At 37.0% G+C, this 20,792-nt stretch carries 22 protein-coding genes, 1 tRNA gene and 2 pseudogenes; 9 read left to right on the plus strand and 16 right to left on the minus strand.

Annotation, left to right across the window (positions count from 1 at the left end; all coding sequences use genetic code 11):
• Positions 1 to 655, plus strand: a 655-nt coding sequence (locus CY0110_RS24535) for an SDH family Clp fold serine proteinase (RefSeq protein ID WP_008278317.1), incomplete at its 5' end; no start/stop codon positions are given.
• Between the two features lie 54 nt (positions 656 to 709).
• Here the strand turns inward: CY0110_RS24535 and CY0110_RS24540 are convergent.
• From CY0110_RS24540 to argB, 5 genes are all read right to left on the minus strand, one after another.
• Positions 710 to 1,606, minus strand: a complete 897-nt coding sequence (locus CY0110_RS24540) for a CoB--CoM heterodisulfide reductase iron-sulfur subunit B family protein (protein WP_008278318.1) — start codon at positions 1,604 to 1,606, stop codon at positions 710 to 712.
• 119 nt (positions 1,607 to 1,725) lie between these two features.
• Positions 1,726 to 2,814 carry a CobW family GTP-binding protein gene (locus CY0110_RS24545; RefSeq protein WP_008278319.1) on the minus strand — a complete coding sequence of 363 codons (1,089 nt, stop codon included), beginning with the start codon at positions 2,812 to 2,814 and terminating at the stop codon, positions 1,726 to 1,728.
• A gap of 202 nt (positions 2,815 to 3,016) precedes the next feature.
• Entirely contained in the window at positions 3,017 to 3,337 is a 321-nt protein-coding gene (locus CY0110_RS24550; protein WP_008278320.1) for a DUF6679 family protein, read from the minus strand.
• 224 nt (positions 3,338 to 3,561) lie between these two features.
• Positions 3,562 to 3,780 carry a DUF4327 family protein gene (locus tag CY0110_RS24555; RefSeq protein ID WP_008278321.1) on the minus strand — a complete coding sequence of 73 codons (219 nt, stop codon included), beginning with the start codon at positions 3,778 to 3,780 and terminating at the stop codon, positions 3,562 to 3,564.
• 230 nt (positions 3,781 to 4,010) lie between these two features.
• Positions 4,011 to 4,904, minus strand: coding sequence for an acetylglutamate kinase (argB, locus tag CY0110_RS24560; protein WP_008278322.1), 894 nt, complete (start codon positions 4,902 to 4,904; stop codon positions 4,011 to 4,013).
• A gap of 144 nt (positions 4,905 to 5,048) precedes the next feature.
• On the opposite strand from argB, the gene CY0110_RS24565 reads away from it, so the two are divergent.
• The 4 genes and pseudogenes from CY0110_RS24565 to CY0110_RS31695 all read left to right on the plus strand — a co-directional run bounded on the left by CY0110_RS24565 (position 5,049) and on the right by CY0110_RS31695 (position 9,993).
• Entirely contained in the window at positions 5,049 to 5,798 is a 750-nt protein-coding gene (locus tag CY0110_RS24565; protein ID WP_008278323.1) for a pantothenate kinase, read from the plus strand.
• 55 nt (positions 5,799 to 5,853) lie between these two features.
• Positions 5,854 to 6,915, plus strand: coding sequence for a hypothetical protein (locus CY0110_RS24570; RefSeq protein WP_008278324.1), 1,062 nt, complete (start codon positions 5,854 to 5,856; stop codon positions 6,913 to 6,915).
• A 195-nt stretch (positions 6,916 to 7,110) separates the two neighbouring features.
• Positions 7,111 to 9,771 (plus strand): ATP-dependent chaperone ClpB, encoded by a 2,661-nt coding sequence (gene clpB, locus CY0110_RS24575; RefSeq protein WP_008278325.1) that lies wholly within the window; start codon positions 7,111 to 7,113, stop codon positions 9,769 to 9,771.
• Positions 9,772 to 9,828: 57 nt separating this feature from the next.
• Positions 9,829 to 9,993: pseudogene (locus tag CY0110_RS31695) on the plus strand (type II toxin-antitoxin system HicA family toxin).
• A gap of 63 nt (positions 9,994 to 10,056) precedes the next feature.
• Here the strand turns inward: CY0110_RS31695 and CY0110_RS24580 are convergent.
• From CY0110_RS24580 to CY0110_RS24620, 9 genes are all read right to left on the minus strand, one after another.
• A complete protein-coding gene (locus CY0110_RS24580; RefSeq protein ID WP_008278326.1) occupies positions 10,057 to 11,196 on the minus strand; it encodes a DegT/DnrJ/EryC1/StrS family aminotransferase in 1,140 nt (379 codons plus the stop codon).
• A gap of 236 nt (positions 11,197 to 11,432) precedes the next feature.
• Entirely contained in the window at positions 11,433 to 11,729 is a 297-nt protein-coding gene (locus CY0110_RS24585) for a hypothetical protein (RefSeq protein ID WP_008278327.1), read from the minus strand.
• Between the two features lie 5 nt (positions 11,730 to 11,734).
• Entirely contained in the window at positions 11,735 to 12,163 is a 429-nt protein-coding gene (locus CY0110_RS24590) for a hypothetical protein (protein ID WP_008278328.1), read from the minus strand.
• A 22-nt stretch (positions 12,164 to 12,185) separates the two neighbouring features.
• Positions 12,186 to 12,572 (minus strand): hypothetical protein, encoded by a 387-nt coding sequence (locus tag CY0110_RS24595; protein ID WP_008278329.1) that lies wholly within the window; start codon positions 12,570 to 12,572, stop codon positions 12,186 to 12,188.
• 96 nt (positions 12,573 to 12,668) lie between these two features.
• Positions 12,669 to 13,136, minus strand: coding sequence for a hypothetical protein (locus CY0110_RS24600; RefSeq protein ID WP_008278330.1), 468 nt, complete (start codon positions 13,134 to 13,136; stop codon positions 12,669 to 12,671).
• A gap of 52 nt (positions 13,137 to 13,188) precedes the next feature.
• Positions 13,189 to 13,521, minus strand: a complete 333-nt coding sequence (locus tag CY0110_RS24605) for a hypothetical protein (protein ID WP_008278331.1) — start codon at positions 13,519 to 13,521, stop codon at positions 13,189 to 13,191.
• Between the two features lie 457 nt (positions 13,522 to 13,978).
• Positions 13,979 to 14,572 carry a DUF3727 domain-containing protein gene (locus CY0110_RS24610; RefSeq protein WP_008278332.1) on the minus strand — a complete coding sequence of 198 codons (594 nt, stop codon included), beginning with the start codon at positions 14,570 to 14,572 and terminating at the stop codon, positions 13,979 to 13,981.
• Positions 14,573 to 14,630: 58 nt separating this feature from the next.
• Complete coding sequence (gene surE / locus CY0110_RS24615) at positions 14,631 to 15,461, minus strand: 5'/3'-nucleotidase SurE (protein ID WP_008278333.1); 831 nt, start codon at positions 15,459 to 15,461, stop codon at positions 14,631 to 14,633.
• Positions 15,462 to 15,712: 251 nt separating this feature from the next.
• Complete coding sequence (locus CY0110_RS24620) at positions 15,713 to 16,261, minus strand: metal-binding protein (protein ID WP_008278334.1); 549 nt, start codon at positions 16,259 to 16,261, stop codon at positions 15,713 to 15,715.
• Positions 16,262 to 16,384: 123 nt separating this feature from the next.
• On the opposite strand from CY0110_RS24620, the gene CY0110_RS24625 reads away from it, so the two are divergent.
• Both CY0110_RS24625 and CY0110_RS30590 read left to right on the plus strand, forming a co-directional pair.
• Positions 16,385 to 16,456 (plus strand) — tRNA-Val (locus tag CY0110_RS24625).
• Positions 16,457 to 16,608: 152 nt separating this feature from the next.
• Complete coding sequence (locus CY0110_RS30590) at positions 16,609 to 16,815, plus strand: hypothetical protein (protein WP_198139260.1); 207 nt, start codon at positions 16,609 to 16,611, stop codon at positions 16,813 to 16,815.
• Here the strand turns inward: CY0110_RS30590 and CY0110_RS28960 are convergent.
• Both CY0110_RS28960 and CY0110_RS24630 read right to left on the minus strand, forming a co-directional pair.
• Positions 16,733 to 17,467, minus strand: a pseudogene (locus tag CY0110_RS28960) (IS1 family transposase). The gene CY0110_RS30590 and the pseudogene CY0110_RS28960 sit on opposite strands and share 83 nt — an antisense overlap.
• Before the next feature lie 191 nt (positions 17,468 to 17,658).
• On the minus strand, positions 17,659 to 18,399 hold the full coding sequence (locus tag CY0110_RS24630; protein ID WP_232285808.1) for a phosphoribosylaminoimidazolesuccinocarboxamide synthase: 741 nt from the start codon (positions 18,397 to 18,399) through the stop codon (positions 17,659 to 17,661).
• Between the two features lie 153 nt (positions 18,400 to 18,552).
• Between CY0110_RS24630 and purC the strand changes: the two genes are divergently transcribed.
• Both purC and CY0110_RS30595 read left to right on the plus strand, forming a co-directional pair.
• Positions 18,553 to 19,284 (plus strand): phosphoribosylaminoimidazolesuccinocarboxamide synthase, encoded by a 732-nt coding sequence (gene purC / locus CY0110_RS24635; protein WP_008278336.1) that lies wholly within the window; start codon positions 18,553 to 18,555, stop codon positions 19,282 to 19,284.
• Between the two features lie 247 nt (positions 19,285 to 19,531).
• Positions 19,532 to 20,792 (plus strand): POTRA domain-containing protein (locus CY0110_RS30595; protein WP_008278337.1); only part of this gene is annotated, 1,261 nt, incomplete at its 3' end.

Genomic DNA, 20,792 nt, shown 5'->3' on the forward strand with positions numbered 1-20,792 from the left:
ATCTCGCTATATTTCTATCGAAGATTCAGAACAAGTTTTACGAGCAATTCGTCTAACGCCTCCAGATACACCAATTGACCTAATTTTACATACTCCTGGGGGATTAGTCTTAGCCACAGAACAAATTGCTAGAGCATTAATTCGTCATCCTTCTAAAGTCACTGTTTTTGTCCCTCACTATGCCATGAGTGGGGGAACAATGTTGGCTTTAGCTGCAGATGAAATTATTATGGATGCTAATGCTGTTTTGGGTCCTGTTGACCCCCAATTGGGTAATATGGCAGCAGCCAGTATTATAAACGTTATACAACGTAAACCTATTGATAAAATCGATGACCAGACTTTAATTATGGGGGATTTAGCCTTAAAAGCAATTAACCAAGTCCAAAACTTTGTAAGAACTCTCCTTAAAGATGATATTCCTGAACCGAAAATTGCTCCCGAAAAGATTGATGGAATTATTGATCTTTTGACCACAGGAAAAATTACCCACGATTGTCCGATTTCTGTTGAACAAGCGAGTGAAATTGGTTTACCTATTACTGTTGGATTGCCCAGAGAAATTTACACTTTGATGGAATTATATCCTCAACCGTCAGGAGGAAGACCATCAGTACAATATATTCCCATGCCTTACAGACCTTACCCTAGTTGACCAGAAACCAAAGCAAGACCCATGTCTGAAAACAAAACGTTGACTATGTAGTATTTACAATATACCTAATTTTTTTAACACAGGTTGTGTGGACACAACATGACGACTTAACCCTAATTTTTCTGGTTCAATTCCCACAGATAAAGCTACTAATTGGGGTAAGTGTAACACGGGTAAACCCAGTTTTTCCTCGATTACTTTTTCTACTTCGGGTTGTCTAGAATCAAGGTTTAAATGACACAGAGGACAAGGGGTAACTAAACAATCAGCCCCTGCTTCTATAGCTTCTTTAATATGATTTCCAGCCATTTTAAACGATTGTTCTGTGGCATAACTTGATAAGGGCCAACCACAACATTGAGTTCTTCCTTGATAATAAATAGGGGTAGCCCCAACGGTACGAAAAACATTTTCTAAGGATTCTGGTTGAAATCGATTATCATAAGGAAGTTTATCTTGAGTTCTCAATAAATAACAGCCATAAAACGCTGCACATTTTAACCCTGATAGCTTACGTTTGACTTTTTTAGCTAAGGTATCTAACCCATAATCAGCTACTAACGCCCATAATAAATGTTTAACCTCTGTACTACCTTGATAGGGAGAACATTGTTCTTTTTTTAAAAATCCGTTGACCGTTTCAAAATAACCAGGATCATTATTTTTGGCCTCTTTTAACCGTTCATCGACGTGGCCGATCACCCCTTGACAGGTACTACAATGGGTCAATAAAGGTAGTTTTAATGATTCTGCTAAAGCGATATTACGAGCATTAACCGTATCTTCTAACAGTTGAGAATCTTCTTTGTAGGTTCCTGAACCGCAACAAGCAGCTTTTTTTAATTCAATTAATTCTATGCCCAAAGCTTCTGTTAAGGCCGCAGTCGATAAATACAATTCACGGCAAGCTCCTTGAGCCACACAACCTGGGTAATAAGCGTATTTTAGCATTTAAGTTAATGTACTGTTTTGAATTTTGCTCAAAAACAAGTTAAAGTTCAAAATTTCTGCCGTTTACTTACCCCATCTAATCACTCTTAATTTAGATGGGGAAAAAGAAAACACTTAGTTTAACCAAAACCTTTCCCTTTACTGGTCGCAGGAAGGGATAAACAATGTTCAATCTGTTGATACAACTTATCTTTATCAAGATTTTGCCCGATCAAAACCAATTGATTCTTAGGGGTTCCTTTCCATTCATCATCTTCTAAGGTAAATCGTTTACCACTGAGGTGAAAAATGTGACGTTTCTCACTTTCATTGAACCATAAAACCCCTTTAGCCCGAAAGATGTTAGAGGGTAATTGATTATCTAGAAAATATTGAAACTTCCGAATTGAAAAGGGTTGATCGCTTTCAAAGGAAATGGAGGTAAACCCGTCATTTTCTAAGTGATGGGAATGATGATCATGGTGATGATGATGATCGTGGTCGTGATCATGGTGATGATGGTGATCATGGTCGTGATCATGATCATGTTTGGTTTCTTCGTGGTCAAAATATTTATCTGACTCAAATAATCCTACACTGAGAATTAAGGGTAAGGGAACTTGAGACTTTTGAGTGCGTAAAATTCTTGCAGACTCTTTGATATCTCTAATACGAATTTCTAAAGAATCGACATTTCCTTCATCCACTAAATCAGTCTTATTTAAAACAATAATATCCCCGTAAGCAATCTGACTATGGGCAGCTTCTGAATTAAATAAATCTAAACTAAAATTAGCACAATCTACCATCGTAATGATAGAATCGAGGCGAGTCATGTCCCTTAATTCTGTTCCTAAAAAGGTCAATGCGACGGGTAAAGGATCGGCAAGTCCTGTGGTTTCAACAATTAAATAATCGACCTTTTCTGGCCGTTCTAAAACTTTGTAAACTGCTTGTACTAAATCTTCATTAATCGTACAACACACACAACCATTATTAAGTTCCACCATATTATCTTCGGTGGTAACAATTAATTCATTATCAATGCCAATTTCTCCAAATTCATTGACTAATACTGCGGTTTTAATACCTTCTTGGTTGGTGAGAATATGATTAAGAAGGGTGGTTTTTCCACTACCGAGAAATCCTGTGATAATGGTGACGGGTAAACCGTGTTTAGGTGCTTCCATTGTGTCAGAATTTCCTGACTTTTTATCCACTGTCTGCATAATCTTTCCATTAATAAAATTCTAAAAGATTGAGGTGCCGTTATCATTTTATTGCTGAATGATAACGAGACATCATTAATGACAATCTTTTGTCTCGCCCTTTTATTATAGAGCAAGTTTAAATTATGATCCCAGCAAAAAAATAGCCGGTTAATGCCGGCATTACGAAGCTTGCAAAGCAGTGACTATGATGTGCTATGTCTTAACTCTTGGGATCTTGATTAGAGTCCGGGGACTGGGGATGAATTTGTTCTGCTTCAGGACAATCATCAGAGACGAATATTTCTGAGTTGTATCTGGCAACAGAGGCAAGTTTTTGGCTAACTGCGCCAATACTTTCAAGTCTTACCATTTCTTCCCACGAACTGATCTCGTCATCCTCTTCGGTTTCGTAGCGAATGGTAACTAGATCGGCTTCTAACGAAATGATCGTAGCACCTTCAATCCAACGTTGCTGATCCCGCAAGAACAGACAAACTTCTCGGCCTTCTGTACAAAGCTGATAAATCTTGCGGTGTAGCATAGATATCTCCTTAACAGGTAATAATCTTTGATGACTTTACCTTAACATTAAAAAACCTATCTAGGCTACGTTAACAAGACTGTTTTTTGTAAAAAATTTTTGCTCTGGTTAAACTGCATAGATAAGGCGTTTTGTAGAACATGATTGCAAGGATAGATTAGTAGAAACAAAAATATTCATCCATGTCTGACATTGCAATCAATTCAGACTTTGGTTAGGTTGGATTAATCTTCATCCCATGCTTCAACCACTAAAACCTCACTAACGGGATCTTGCATGGTAAAACCAAACTCTAATAGTTCTTTTTTCCAGTAAGACCAGTCATTTCCGTATAGAAGGGCTAGTTTCCAAATGCTATCACTGGGTTTTAGAACGTTTGACTCTACCAGTGAGGACACTTTACGTTGAAACTTCATCATAGGATGAGCGACTTGGTTCGTCATAGACTCAATTAATTTGCGTTTACTAAATTGTACAAATGCTCTCTTGAGCAACACTTCTCTTTATGGGTTGGTGTTTTATTAAATCGTAGATATTTATCGAAGAAGATCTTTTGAGAAGTATTTTCACCTCTTAAGTTATAACTGATTTATTCAGTTTCTGCAAGTCTTTTTACTCACAAGTACGGTAATTACTACCTAAATCCTCAGTTTATCACCTCTATTTATAGGGTTTAAGACTGGTACTCTGAGGCTACAATCATCGATCCAATACCCCGATCGCTAAAGATTTCGAGTAAAATAGAATGGGGAATGCGACCATCAATAATATGTGCTGCTCTGACCCCTTGAGCCAGCGATCGCACACAACAATTCACTTTCGGGATCATACCTCCTGCTACAATACCTTGAGCGATCAAGTCCCTGGCTTGTTTAATATCTAATTTGGTTATTAATGTACTTGGATCTTTGTAATTTTCTAAAATTCCTGCCGTATCAGTCAATAGAATCAATTTTTCTGCACCTAGGGCTGCTGCAACTTCTCCGGCGAAGGTATCAGCATTAATATTATACGCTTGTCCTTTGTCATCGGCAGCCACAGAAGAAATAACAGGGATGTAGTTATTGGTGACTAACGAATGAACAATTTTGACATTCACTTTACTGACTTCTCCGACGAAGCCAATATCTTCTTTATCCACACGACGAGCTTTGACTAAGTTACCATCTTTACCACAGAGTCCTACTCCTTGACCCCCTGCTTGGTTTATTAAGGAAACTAACTCTTTATTCACACGGCCTACCAATACCATTTCTACCACATCCATTGTGGGTGCGTCGGTGACTCTTAAGCCGTCTTTAAATTGCGCTTCAATGCCTAGTTTATTTAACCACGTATTAATTTCTGGTCCACCACCATGAACCACCACAGGATGAACTCCCACGCAAGCCAGAAAAATGATATCACGAATGACTTTATCTTTAAGGGAACTATCTTTCATGGCAGCCCCTCCATATTTAATCACAACGGTGCGTCCAGCGAATTGTTGGATGTAGGGCAGGGCTTCGCTTAAAACTCGGACACGGTTAGCATCGGCTTCTTGTATATACTCGTTTTCGCTACTCATAAATTGATGGTTATAATTCGCAAGACCTTAAAAATGATAACATTATTATTGGTAATTTGGTGATGGTTGTAATTATAAAATATTATTAAATTACATTCTCTTTTTAAAAAATAGTCAGTCAAAAAAATAAAAATAAGAAAAACTGTGAATCAAGAATGGTTAGCTTTAATGATTGGTAATTCTCGACTTCATTGGGGATATTTTCAAGGAGAGAATTTACGCCATACTTGGGATACCAGTCATCTTAAAGAAGTTATTAATCCTATAAGATTACCTAATGATTATCTTTTCTTTGATATTTCTTCTACTTTACCTTTAGTCGTTGGTTCTGTTATTTCTTCTCAGACTAAACTTTGGAAAAATTATCAAAAATTTTATTTCATTAAGTTAGAAGATATTTCCCTCAACAATCTTTATCCAACTATAGGAATTGATCGGGCATTAGCTACATTAGGTGCAGGAGAAAGGTATCATTTTCCTTGTTTAGTGATTGATGGTGGTACAGCTTTAACATTAACAGGAATTGATAGCGATCGCACTTTTATCGGGGGTGCTATTTTACCAGGATTAAAGTTACAATTTGATTCATTATCAAGTCAAACAGCAGCCTTACCTAATATTAATTTACCAAATAAATTAGGTGATCGTTGGGCTAATAATACAAAAAATGCTATTATAAGCGGTATTTTATACACTATTTTAAGTGGAATTCAAAGGTTTATTGATGATTGGTTAAATAAGTATCCTGAGAGTAAAATCATTTTAACTGGTGGGGATGCTGAAAATTTATATAATTATTTTCAACAAGATAATTATGAACAATTGAGCAACTTAATAGTGGATCAAAATTTAATCTTTTGGGGAATGCGATCGCTTTATATTTTACAATTATAGATTTTTAAAGTTATCTATTTTTGAATATGATAAAGTAAATTTTTAAATTAATATTATGTATTATTTAGCTTTTTTTCTTAATTACTGTCCTTTATTAGAACACAAAATCAATCATCTATTATCTATACGTCAATCAAATATTTTCATTTATTGCGATAGAAAACAGAAAACAATAAATACTGTACAAGATTTCTTAGAAATCATTTATTCTAGTGCTAATCTTCCTTGGTTGATATATAGTTCGTCTCAAGAAATATCTCATATTCTTTTGCAATCTCTTACTTTAGATAAAATTTCTTTTAACAATATAGATTATGTTTTAAGTTGGCTGTCTGAAAATTCAACTTGGTCTATTATTTCGTGGGGAGGCAACAATATTAGATTCAATAGTTTTGTCTTTATCTCAAAAGATCAATCCCTTCGTAATTTATTTATTAATATTTCACCTAACACTATGGATATACAAGACATGGATTACATATCTCATATTCCCCAAACAAATCTTTTAATTTCTCAATATGATGTATTAGAAAAATTTACTGACTCCACTAAAGTAATAACATTTCATCAAGATCAAAATATAGGAAATCGAGTCGGGAATGCTTGTGACTGTGACAAAAATAAACCTTGGATAATTACTACTTCATTTGATGAAGATGAAGAAGATAGTGAACCTCATTTTTTGTGGAAAGAAGGACAATTAAGTTATCATTTTATTCAAAATTTTGATTTTACAATCTATAATCAAAGAATGTCAGTAGGATCTCCACAGGTAGGAATTTATGAACCTGATGATAAACAATCATTTATCTCGATGCTTAAAATAGAATCAAGTGAACCTGATACTTTAATAGTTGTTCCTCAAAATACAAATATTGAACTTCTGAAAAATTTATTATCAAAAACAGAAGGTCATCCATTGTACGAAACTTTTTCTTATTTAAGTTATCTTGACGATATTCTAAAAACAACGAATTGGTTGTATGTTATTAATAGTAACTTTACTTGTTATGGAGACTATACATATTCTTTGTTTGTTTCGAGAGATAATACTTTAGTTCGTAAACTGAATGAGTTGAATATAGATGATGACTATCAGTTTATTTCTTGTTTTTAGTCATATTGTTTTATCAAAAAACATTTATATATTGTTTAAATATCTCTTCTCCTAGTAAAATATTAAACCTTTTAACTGCTAACTAATAACCGAGAACTGGTCACTGATCACTGATAATTGATCACTGGTCACTACTAACATTGATATACTATTCTTATAGATTGCTATCATATTGAGGGATAACTTTAGTCGCTAATGCAACCTACTGATTCTGAAAAGTTCACCGAACAAGCTTGGGATGCTGTCGTAAAATCGCAAGAAGTCGCCCGACGCTTCAAAAATCAAAATCTAGAAGTAGAACACGTCATTTTAGCCCTTCTAGAACAAGAAAAAGGCTTAACTTTGCGGATTTTAGAACGAGCTGAAATTGATATCCCTCGGTTGCAGCAACAGGTTGAAACCTTTACTAACCGACAGGCAAAATTTGTCACTGTTGAACAGCTATACTTAGGCCGTAGCCTAGATGTTATGCTTGATCGCGCTGAAGCTTCCCGTGAAAGTTGGGATGATAAATTTATTTCGGTTGAACATTTATGGGTTGGGTTTGCAGAAGACGAACGCATTGGACGGCGTTGTTTACGTAGTTTTAACCTTGACCCCCAAGACTTAGAACAGGCGATAAAATCAGTGAGAGGAAGCCAAAAAGTTACCGAACAAGATCAAGAAGATCGGTATGAAGCATTAGATAAGTATGGTCGGGATCTCACTGAGGCAGCACGAGAAGGGAAACTAGACCCTGTTATTGGTAGAGATGAAGAAATAAGACGCATTATTCAGGTTTTATCCCGTCGTTCTAAGAATAATCCCGTTTTAATTGGAGAACCAGGGGTTGGGAAAACGGCGATCGCAGAAGGCTTAGCACAACGCATAATTAACGGAGATGTGCCAGAATCTCTTAAAAACCGCCAATTAATCTCTCTAGATATGGGTAGCTTAGTGGCAGGGGCAAAATATCGTGGAGAGTTTGAAGAACGCTTACGGACAGTGATGCGAGAAGTTACCAACTCCGATGGTCATATTATTCTTTTCATTGATGAAGTCCATACCGTAGTAGGAACGGGTTCACGGGAAGGCAGTTCGATGGATGCAGGAAACCTCTTAAAACCTATGTTAGCACGGGGAGAATTGCGCTGTATCGGTGCAACTACCCTAGATGAGTACCGCAAGCATATTGAGAAAGATCCTGCCTTAGAACGGCGTTTTCAGCAAGTGTATGTAAAACAACCCACTGTCGATGACACCATCTCTATTTTAAGAGGACTCAAAGAACGCTATGAAGTGCATCACGGGGTGAAAATAACCGACTCTGCGCTAGTGGCTGCAGCTACTTTATCCCATCGTTATATTACTGATAGATTTTTACCCGATAAAGCGATCGATCTTGTAGACGAAGCTGCTGCAAAATTGAAAATGGAAATTACGTCTAAACCCGTTGAATTAGAAGACGTAGATCGGCGTTTGATGCAGCTACAAATGGAAAAACTATCTTTAGAAGGAGAAGAAAAAAGACAAGGTTTAATGATTGATCAATCTTCTAAAGAACGGTTGAAAAAAATAGAAGAAGAAATTAAAGAATTAGAAGAAATTCACGAAAATTTAGGTCAACAATGGCAATCTGAAAAACAGATGCTAGAAGAAATTAATGCTTTAAAAGAAGAAGAAGAACAGTTAAGAGTACAAATTGAACAAGCAGAACGTGCTTATGATCTTAATAAAGCCGCTCAATTAAAATACGGTAAATTAGAAGGATTACAACGAGACTTAGAAGCCAAAGAAACTCGATTAATTGAAATTCAATCCCAAGGAGAAACCCTATTAAGAGAACAAGTTACTGATTCCGATATTGCCGAAATTGTAGCAGGATGGTCGGGTATTCCTGTTAACCGTTTACTAGGCTCAGAACGGCAAAAATTATTAGAATTAGAAGGTCATTTACATCAGCAAGTGATCGGTCAAGAAGAAGCGGTTGCTGCGGTTGCTGCTGCTATTCGTCGCGCTAGGGCCGGAATGAAAGATCCCTCTCGTCCCATTGGTTCCTTTTTATTCATGGGTCCCACTGGCGTAGGAAAGACAGAATTAGCGCGAGCGTTAGCAGCCTTTCTCTTTGACTCTCAAGATGCCATGATTCGCATTGATATGTCCGAATACATGGAAAAACACGCTGTTTCGCGCTTAATTGGTGCGCCTCCTGGGTATGTAGGTTACGACCAAGGGGGACAGTTATCAGAAGCAGTTCGTCGTCGTCCTTATTCTGTTATCCTCTTGGATGAAGTAGAAAAGGCACATATAGATGTTTTTAACATTTTATTACAAGTGCTTGACGATGGACGCATTACCGACTCTCAAGGTCGTGTTGTCGATTTCCGTAATGCTATCATCGTAATGACCAGTAATATTGGTAGCGAATATATTTTAAATTTAGCAGGGGATGATGACAATTATGAGGCCATGCGTAAGAAAGTTTTACAAGCATTGCGGAAGCATTTTCGCCCTGAATTTTTGAATCGTATTGATGATTTAATTATCTTCCATACCCTCAAGAAACAGCAATTAAGACGTATTGTTACTCTGCAACTTAAGCGGATTGAACGGTTATTAAGAGAGCAAAATATTAGTTTAGAATTGAGCGATGCTGCTCTTGATTATATCGTTAATTCTGGTTACGATCCTGTGTATGGTGCCAGACCTTTAAAACGGGCGATTCAACGGGAATTAGAAAACCCTATCTCTACGAAAATATTAGAATTAACTTTTGCTTCTGGGGATACTATTTTTATTGATTGTAAAAATAATAAATTATTTTTTGATAAGAAGAAAGATGAGGAAGTTCCTAGTGTTGAGGTTGAAGTTGTTTAATAACTTTTCCTATTTCTCAAAATCAACGAACAGACAAGAATATGTAAATTATTAAACATGAAAATCGAAGAGATAGCTAAACTAATTGAAAATGATGGATGGTATTGAGTAAAAACAAGAGGAAATCATCGTCAATTTAAACATCCTAGTAAATGTGGATTAGTCACTATTCCAGGTAAATTGTCGTTGGAAGAGATAACAATTAATAATACCTCTTTGTAATTAGTGAATGTACACCTGTCTATATTAGCGCAAGGTTGACTCTAAATTCTCGCTAAAGTCCCATTAATCAATAGATAAATGTCTCACTAACGCATCTCCGACTATTTTCGCTTCTTCATCTGTCATCCCCGAAGTCAACGGGGGACAAATATGACGGGGACACCAATATTCAGCGTTAGGGAAACTTTCACCCTTGCAAACCTCCTCAAACACTGGTTGTAAATGACAAGGTATTTCGTACACCGTTCCCCCTAAAAAGATATCCTCTTCTGCTAATGCTGCTTTTACCTCTTTAGCTGTCTTTCCTTCTGGGAGAAGTATCATTAACTTATACTGAGAGGCACTATCCATGTGATCCGTGGAAACAAATCTAATTCCCGCTTCTCGTAAAGGTGCTGTAATTAGCTCATAACACCGTTGTCGCCGTGCTATCATTTGGGGTAACTTAGCTAGTTGAATGCGTCCTAAAACCGCATGAACTTCGCTGATACGGGTGCTATTACCAAAGTCTGTGTGTAACCCCCCGAAGTCCATTCCTCGCTTCCCTTGATTTCTCAGCGATCGCGCAATATAGTCTTCTTCATCCTTGTTTAAGGTAATCATTCCCCCTTCAAAGGTGGTCATAATTTTAGTGGGGAAAAAAGAAAACGCTGCACCATCCCCTAAATTTCCTGCTTTTACTCCATTTATTTGACTTCCGTGAGCGTGTGCCGTATCTTCTAGGACAAATAAACCATTTTTGTGACAATATTCCACCACTTCAGGAAAATCGGGAGAAATCACTCCCCCGATATGCACCCATAACACCCCAGAAATACCTGGGGTTGACCCTTTTTCTACAGCATTTTTGACCATTTGCAAAGAGGGTGCAAAGGTATTCTCATCCATATCTAAATATTGAACCTTTCCTCCCACTCGCAACACAGCAGCAACGGTGGCAAAATTGGTGTTAGTAGGGACTAAAACTGTTGTTTCTTTTGCTTTCTTGAGACGTAAGATAATTTCTAACCCCGAAGAACCGGTATTAACTGCGATCGCGTGTTTGGTGCCAACATATTCAGCAAACGCTTTTTCAAATTCTGTCGTATTCTCCCCTAAAATGAGCCTACCCGACTTAAGGATGGTTTTGGACGCTTCAGCAAAAAAATCAATTTCTTCTTCTGTAATGTCGAAATAGAAGGGTTTGATGGGACTTTTAGTCATGGTGTCTAAAGCAATTTAGATTCAGGTGAGTTTCTTTCTAGAGATCACAGTGTAAAGGAAATGACCAAAAATTGCTACTTATTCATATTCACTTTGATAGATTCTTTGTTCCCTGTTCCTGAAAACTAGAAAACTTTGTACCTCACAAGTATGGGAATTGCTATATCATAGTTACGGAAAATATTGAATCCTAAAAATAGGGTGAGGATGATTCACCCTAATATTTGATTATGAATTTAATCACGGTCATTATAACGAGGATGTTCTCTATCACTAGAATGTCGATGAGATGTAGAATGAGAACTCTTTTGAGGATTTTTCTGATTATTGCCTTGATTACGTTGTATAGAACCTTTACCAGGATGATTAATAATTGTTTGATTAATCGTTTGGTAAACTTGATTATTATCTCCGTTTACAGTGCCTTCTATACTACCTGTTTGACTTGTGGTGGTTTGAGCAAAAGTAGGAACGGGACTCAAGGTTAATAAACTAATACTAATTAATACAATATGACTTATTTTTCGTCTCATAAAACCTATCTAACCTCCATATTTAGTTGTTGATTAAGTAATCCATTGCCACTGGTTTGTTGAGTTACTTGGGTTTGATGACCCTTCAATTCGATAACGACTGAACCCTGAGAAGGATAATAGTTACCCATCACTATAATTTGGTGACTTCCCTGACTTAAATGATTAGACAAATTAACTTGATTGTTACTACCTTCTAAGGTTTTAATGACTTGTCCATTTACTGTAACTTGTCCTTGAATATTGGTTTGATTAATCCCTTGAATCTGTAACCAAAGGGGTTGATTGAGTTCAGTTGCATTTAAGTTAATAGAACTACTTTGAAGTGACATTTGATTTTGAGCGATCGCATTAATTCCTTCTGGCAATCCTGTCACCATACCTGACAAAATGATGGTAAATAAAGTAGCTAATGTTAAAGGTTTTAAAGACATAAGTTTACCTCAAAAAATACCTTTACTTTTTGGGATGATGGGGAAATCGGTCTACAGGATTATCCACATCAACTTGAACATTTGAGCGAATTTGCACTGTTGTACTATTCGGAACTTGGGGATATTTATCACTACCTTGTTGAACATGATCAACACGACGATTTTGTTCAGCAGCATCAGCACCAATATGTCCTTGAACTCCTGTGCTAACACTAGCGTTTCCTCGGCATTTTGGATTACTTTCCATCGTGACATCATTGGTTCTTTGAGTGGGTTTTTGAGAACCGCTAATACTGTATTGAACCGAAACATCTCCTTGTACACATTGAGCCTTTACTGAGGTGAGAAAACAAGACTCAAGTATCAAAAAGAATAATAAAGAATTACTAATAGAGATCATTACTTTCATCGGATCAAACTCCTCTAAATTTCATTAAAGTTAGGATGAATCAAATGCTTAATAATTCAGCATTTGATTCAGAAAATTAGTCACTCAAGTCTTGACCTACCGACATTGATGATAAGATGTCGAACGATGGCTGCTAGTCCCGTTAGAATAACTAATTTGTTGATTAGATTGACGGACTATCTGACCATTGCGACACCTTTTAAAGGTAGATTGACTTGGGGAATTGTAGGGGAAATAATGTTGAAAGCGGGAGCGATTATTGGGGACAGAAAGTTGCATATTTCCTGTATCAATCGAGGTATCACCATTCCGACGATGCTCGATGTTTATTCTACCCGTTTGAACCTGTACTTCTCCTGCATTAGACCTCGCAGAGACAAAGAAATTCATGACAATTGCGAGTAAAAGCATGAAGGCTTTCCCGTGCATGGTTTGCCCTCCTAATGGTAAAAGAAATAAAACACAACCAATAAGTTGAGAATTTGACTGTGCTACACTAGAGACAAATAAGAAAATTAAGAAGAGACAGGAGAAGATGATAGTTATTGAAACTGGTAAACTCATCGTTCACCCTGTCCTTTTATTGTTAAGCACAGTTGAAGATAAGAGATAGTGTTTAGTGACGAGGTCCTCTGCGGTTTCTCATTTCAGTCCGTTGAATAGTGGTTTGTCGAGAGCTATTCATTTCACCCATTTGCTCTTGATATTGATCAACAGTTTGAACGGAACCGTAACTACCAGTTTGGCGAGGTTTTCTGTTATTGACCTCACGATGAACCTGGGTACTTTCTTGAACGCTTCGGTTATCATTACCATCTTGGAAACTACCTTGATATGAATTTTGGATGATAACTTTATCTCCTGAGACTTCTGTTTCATCAGCAACAGCAGGACTCACCAAGATACCGATAGTGGTTAGGCTGAGTAAACCAATTAGTACATTTTTCATGATTTGAACGCTCCACACGAAGTTTGTTTTGTTTATTTTTTGTCTGCCTTTGGGCTGACTGTTATTAAGTTAGTGAATTTTTTTATAGATGTCAGTCCTAAAAAAAGTAGAATTTTTAAATGAATTTGGTAAACTTACATAGAAGTTTATGTTTAATAAATAGAAAAAGATGTCAAAACATAGAAAAAAGTAGAAATAAGGAGTAAATTAACAGAATTTAGTGATTCTCTAATCTTGCACCTTCGATAAAACTAGCTAGTTTACAGAGGGAACACCTAAGAAGGAATAGGATTTATTTTGACTGTAACTGCTTAATAATTAATTTTCTTGTTTTTTTTATTTGGTTTTTCTGCACTGATGGAAGATATCACTTTTGGCTTAACTGTCTAGATTTCGATTGTTAAGTTTTTTTGTAAGGCGTATAAGATGTCAGTATTACAAAATTATTAATTATTAATTATTCATCCATATCATCAAATAATAATTCTTCTAGAATAACTTGCATTTCCTCATCTTCAGGAGATACTAATTCAACTTTGCCGAGTAAATTGTATTTAGCTAAAAAGAGTAAGGGAGATAAGGGAGTATAAACCGAGTACTTTTGCTGGTGGTGATAAAAATCTTTTAAAAATTGTAATTCTTCTGAATCCAAGGATGGTCCATCGTTTTCTAATTCTAGGGTAAGAATATCATCATCTTCTATGGGGGGTAATTCTCCAGTTACCGTTAGGGTAAAAGCCGTTAATTTTAGGGTCAAATCTAACTCAGCTAAAACTGCTTTAGCATCAGGAAAAACTTCTTCAATTTCTGCTTGATCTTCTAACAAGACAGCATTGTTAATTTCTTCACTATCGTCACTCTCTTCTTCCTCACTTTCCCACGATAAAATGACGACAGGGATATCGACAGGCATTAATAATAGATAAGTCCCATCATTTCCTTCCATAGCGTTTTCTATATAACAATCGAGGGTGCGACCCATTTCATCGGTTAAGGTCACACGATCAATATCTTCGGAATCGCTTTCTTGATTATATTCAAAAGAGGACATGGTTCTAAATAAGACTGCGATTGCATTAGAATATCATAAATTGTCATCAGAGATTGACTCATTTAATGTCGGGGGAGTTATCTAACCATTTATTTTTTTGTAAATACTCGAAACTCACCACATCGGTGAGATTATATTGTAGAGGTGTCAGGGTTATATAATTTTGTTGAATCCCTTGAACATCCGTGAGAATATGGGACGGGAGATGGATATGCTCTGGTTGTTCGATATCTGTGACTAATTCTCCTGCTAGCCAATAATAACTTTTTCCTCTAGGATCAAAGCGTTTTTCAAAGTTTTCGATATATCGACGTAATCCCTGACGGGTTAACATGACTCCTGCGATCGCATCGGCTGCGACAGGGGGAATATTGACATTGAGTAAGGTACTGTCCGGGAGAGGATAATCCTGTAATTGTTGAACCAAGCGACACGCAAAGTCAGCACCGGGTTGAAATTGACGGGAAGAAAAACTGGCTAAACTCATGGCAATACTAGGAATACCTTCAATGATGCCTTCCATTGCTGCTGAGACAGTTCCTGAATATAATACATCTGTGCCGAGATTGGAGCCATGATTGATCCCTGAAATAATAAAATCAGGTCTACTCTCCATGAGGGTACTTAACGCCAATTTAACGCAGTCTGAGGGAGTTCCTGAACAAGACCAAGCAGTAATCTTGCCGTGAAAAAAGTCTTCTACGATGTTAGCGCGGATGGGACGATGCAGGGTTAATCCGTGCCCAGTGGCTGAACGTTCACGATCGGGACAAACTACTGTTACTTGATACCCTGCTTGGGCTAAGGTGTTCGCTAAGGTACGAACACCGAGAGCAAATATGCCATCATCGTTACTAATTAAAATGTTGATAGTTGAAGGATTGGTCATTTTCAGTTATCACTTATTAGTTATCAGTTACTGCTCAAGGTTTTTCTGTATTCTCACATGAAAACTAGCTCGCTAAGCTAAAACACATTTTAAATGTCTTTTAGAAGTCAAAAGGCAAAAATGGATTAGGATACAGTTTTTAGAGGTAATTTTATTTATTCCAGTTTAAATGCACAACAGCTTATGGATCTTGAGATTCAAAGAAGGCAGAAATCGGATATAGGTAGGAACTTAAACCTGATATTTCTTACCTATTTACTGATTTTATTGCGTTTAGAAGGACGTTTTTTCTGTTTTTTTTGAGAATGCTTAAAATAGCTAACTAAGTAATCACTAAAACTATGACTCATCGCTCCTAATTCTAATGCAATCAAGGTGACGATCGCTTCTGCTAAATATCTATTTTTCAGTAAATTAAAGCTACGATTAGCAAAGTTTCGCCAATTCCAAGGAAACCCCCAAATTAATTGGGCGATCGCTACGATAAAAATAGCCACAATTAGAATAATAGTCAAAAGATAAATGACTCGGATTGCGGTTCCTAAAATGAAGCCATGAGAGAAAAAAGAACGATGTTTGAAACAAGATTGATAGGGCAACCAAATCCAGCGTATAATACCCCAACGTTTGTATTGTACCGAATAAATATCTAAGTCAGGGCCAAACATTAACCCACTGAAAAGATAAGCCCCGCTAAACCAAAATAACCATTCTATTCGACGAGTCAGACTATAAATAATAATCACCAAAGGAAGTAAACTAAGATAAGTAATGCGATCGTGAGTACGGCCAGAAGGCATAATCTAAATAGGGTTGAGTCCTTGAATTCTTAGACGATTCCGTGTTCTGAAGTTTCCTGAAAAAAGAATTAAAAAAGTTTGGCTTTTTCCATTAGATATGTTATGCTGGGAAGACGTTAGTGAGGGCGATTAGCTCAGCGGTAGAGCTCCTGCCTTACAAGCAGGCTGTCACTGGTTCAAATCCAGTATCGCCCATTGTTTTGCTTAATAATAAAAGGTGTCATGACCCTTCAATTATATAATACTTTGAATCATAGATTTTCCTATATAGGGTAAACCAAAAATCATAGATAAAAATAAATCCCTCTATCGGTCAGGGTAAAGGGTTCTAGTCTGTATTTAAGAAAATGAGAGCTTGGTATCTTTCAAAAATTGGAAGTCTGATAACAGTTCATTTCTTTGATGGCCATCCTCATGAATGGCGATCGCAAAGACTTCTTTTCCCTTTTGATATTCGTACTGTATTCAGACTTAATTTATTAAAGAAAGAGTCTTATATTTTAAGTAATAAACAAGAAGTTTTATTGAGACAAATAACATTTTCTCGCATTTAGAATAACAAAAAGTTTTGCGGTGTAATCTAACTAAGTAATGTCGTAAGCGACTGTTTTCTTCTTCCACTCTTGTCATATAAACTTTACTAATAATCTGGTCTTCATCAGGAATATATTTTGGATAAACTTTATAGCCGTCTGTCACCCAAAAATAACATTTCCAATTCTTAATTTTTTTCCATAATTCTTCAAACGTTTCTGAACTTCTATCGCCGATGACCTATTCTAAAATTCCAGGACAGTCTTTATCTAAAGCTGTCCATATCCATCTTTTATTTTATCTTGGTGCGCGTTCCCATAGCGAGGAAACCTCACTGGAGTCGCACCGCTTTTTTGCCAACAAATGTTTGTAATTCATCTAATTGAGCAACTATGGGAATACTATAAGTTTCTTGCTGATTTGATAAGTTTAGTCCTGCTTCTTTTACCCAACGAATTACTGTATTATGATTGACTTTAGTTATTCTCTCTATTGCTCTAAATCCATTGCCATTTACATAGTTAAACAGTCTTCTTTAACTTTCTTAGAATAACCTAATTCCGAATAATTTTCAATGAACTGCCGTTTACAGTCTTTACATTGGTGATTCTGTTTTCCTCTTCTATGACCATTTTTTCTAATATTATTAGAGTTGCATTTTGGACAATTAATTGGCATTTCTTTTTAAGCGATCGCTTATAATAAAATTTTTTCTTTTATTATAAATCATCCCCCAATAATGCAACGCCCCTGAATTAGTTTCTATGTCAGGCTGATCAATAGTAGAATTTTGCTAATGATTCGAGTAAACTATAGTAGTATTTATCTTCTACAAAGTAGAGGGAAGTAGAATTAAGTAGAAATTAGTCCGGTTCAAAGTTTCTTAGAGTCCCTTCATTATCGATGACAACATATTTATACTTCGGTAACGCTATCTGACGATATTTTTGTAGTCGATTTTTGTCATAATTAACAGGAACATTAATTTCAAAATGACCTTGTTCGGGAACCCAAGCGATCCACCAACCCTCATCGACTTGATCGTAACCAATGGTTTGCCAAAATTCTAATCGAATCTTTTCCTCTTGCTGTTGTGCAATCGAAACATTCACCTTTCTCCAAGACGGTTGACCTGCGTTACGTAACATTTGAGGGGTGATATGACTTTGTCCTGCTTCTAAACTTTTTCGATAGATGAGGGTTTGATAATAATAACTAAAACGATCTTTTTCCGTTAGCAGAGTCAAGCGAGTACAACCATCATAGGGAACAGAAATAAGACGACCATCACTCCCATAAACTAGATAAGGGGAAATAGTACCCCAACCACGATCTCCTAAAGCGGACTTTTTTTCTTCAGGGGTCAGAAACTCAAACCAATTGTTTTTGTATCCTAGTTGAAGGGGTTCTAAAGCTTGCTGCTTTTGTGTCCCACTTAACGCAGCAAATTCCTCTGTTAGAGTAATAGAATTATTTTTTAGCTGAGCATAAATAGGATTTTCTGCTTTTAGTTTCGGCCATAAACGTTCCATAATCGGTTGCACCAATGTTAAACTAGCAACGCGATCATTACAATTGGCTAAAACAACGGGAACTGAGATCATGAACTCTAGTGCTAGAGTTTTTAACGTAATTAATAACTTCAACTGATGAAAGTTTGTTATTTGCTGTTTTCTCTTACCTGTTGTTCTAAAATTGTTTAAATTAAAAATAGATAAAAGTCTCATGTTCTAACTCATTAGATATAAAAAAATATGATGAAAAAATTGTACGAAGGCAAAGCAAAAATTCTTTATAGCACAGAGGATACCGAAGTTCTATTGACCCATTTTAAAGATGATGCTACTGCGTTCAATGCCCAAAAACGAGGAACCATTGGCCAAAAAGGGAAAATGAACTGCCAAATTACAGTAGCGTTATTTCAATGGTTAGAATCGAAAGGCATTCAGACCCATTTAATTGAACAATCTGCTGATGATAAAATTTTAGTCAAACGAGTAAAAATAATTCCCATAGAAGTCGTTGTCAGAAATATTGCAGCCGGTAGTTTATGTCGACAAACTGGGTTAGAAGAAGGCTATCAATTACCTTTTCCCTTAGTGGAATATTATTTCAAAAAAGATGAATTAGGAGATCCTTTATTAACCCGCGATCGCTTGTTCGTGTTAGAACTGGCTACAGAAGAACAACTCAAACAACTGCAAACCCTTGCCCTAAGCATTAACCAATATCTACAAGAATTATTTGCCAGTTGTCAAATTACCTTAGTAGATTTTAAACTCGAATTCGGCATCGATACCCAAGGACAAATCCTACTCGCCGATGAAATCAGTCCTGATACCTGTCGACTGTGGGATCAAAATGAAAGTGATCCCCAACGGCGTGTAATGGATAAAGATCGATTTCGTCGAGACTTAGGACAAGTTGAAACTGCCTATCAACAAGTTCAGAAGCGAATTTTAGACAGATTAGCTTCCCATGAAGCGTAAAGGCGATCGGAACAATTTGTTATGGTGATAGTCAGAATAATGGGTAAGATGGCTCGGCTGTTAGACAAGCTGTTAGCTATTAGTTAAGTTAACCATCAGCAACGGATAACAGTAAAAACGCTATAGCTTGATTGGGTGTGTGGACGTGTCAAACCAGAGTAAAAAGTTCTATTTTTCTCCTTTGTTGGGGATCATTCTGACAACAACAACGGTATGGTTAACAAATAAGCCTATTAGGGGCCAAAATGTGCCATCAGTCGCTAGTATCAAAGACCCAGAAAAGACTACTTTTGAATTTCTGGACTATTCAACCACAGAATTAGGGGCCGATGATTCATCAAAAAGTGTGAGTGATTATCCCCAGGTTTCTGATATTAAACAAGGAGTACAGTCTAATGAGAAAGCGTCGGTTTCTTCCATACAGTCGATAAAAGAACAAGTAGCAATAGAGTTCGATCACTCTATCATCTCAGACCCCTGGTTAGATGAGTCCTCAGACACTGTTGAGTCATATCCTAAAGTTTCTACCCTAAAAGAAACCACAGCCACCCCAGAGATGGCTTCCAAGGCTTCTTTAGAGTCTGATGATTCTGTTATCTCAGAGTCTCAGTTAAAGGAGTCTTTAGACACAATTGAGCCTGATGTTAAAGTTTCTAGCACTGAAGAAACTGGAGCTACCTCTGAGAATCTCTCTGATTCAGCCACAGCCATTTTAGAAAAACAGACAGCGTTAACAGCACCGAACGCTTTCGAGGATCAATCGTTATCACCAACCCATCTAGATCAAGCGATCGCAGCCGAATCAACTACTGAACAAGAAACGGCACAAGAAACTACGCCTATTCCTGGAATTGAAGATTCACCAGACACTGAACCCCCAGTGGTTCCCGTTCCTGAAACGATTCCTCCCCCTGACTCTGACGCAGAAGAAACGGAAACCACCGCAGAAGAACCGCGAGTGTTGGTAGTCGAAGTGGTGGTTGAAGGGGCCGGACCAGAATTACAAGATTTGGTTTACAACACCATTCAAACTCGGCCAGGTCGAACGGCGACTCGTTCTCAACTTCAAGAAGACGTTAACGCCATTTATGCCACTGGTTATTTTGCTAACGTTGAGGTAACACCGGCTGACACACCTTTAGGGGTAAGGATTAGTTACAACGTAGAAGTTAACCCCATTTTAGAGGAGGTTGTTGTCAACACTGTTCCCGATATAGAAGATCAAAGAGCGTTACCCCCTGAAAAAGTCCAAGAAATTTTTGGTGATCAATACGGCGAAATCCTCAATCTTCGGGAACTTCAAGAGGGAATTAGAGCAATTAATGAATGGTACGCTGAACAAGGATTTGACTTAGCACAAGTGATCGGTTCTCCAGAAGTCAGCGAAGATGGAATTGTTACCTTAGTCATTGCTGAAGGGGTCATAGAAGATGTTCAGGTTCGTTTCTTTGATGCTGAAGATGAACCCGTGGACGGAAGAACTCGTGATTTTATTGTCACTAGGGAAA

It is taken from the genome of Crocosphaera chwakensis CCY0110, assembly GCF_000169335.1.
Lineage (GTDB): Bacteria > Cyanobacteriota > Cyanobacteriia > Cyanobacteriales > Microcystaceae > Crocosphaera > Crocosphaera chwakensis.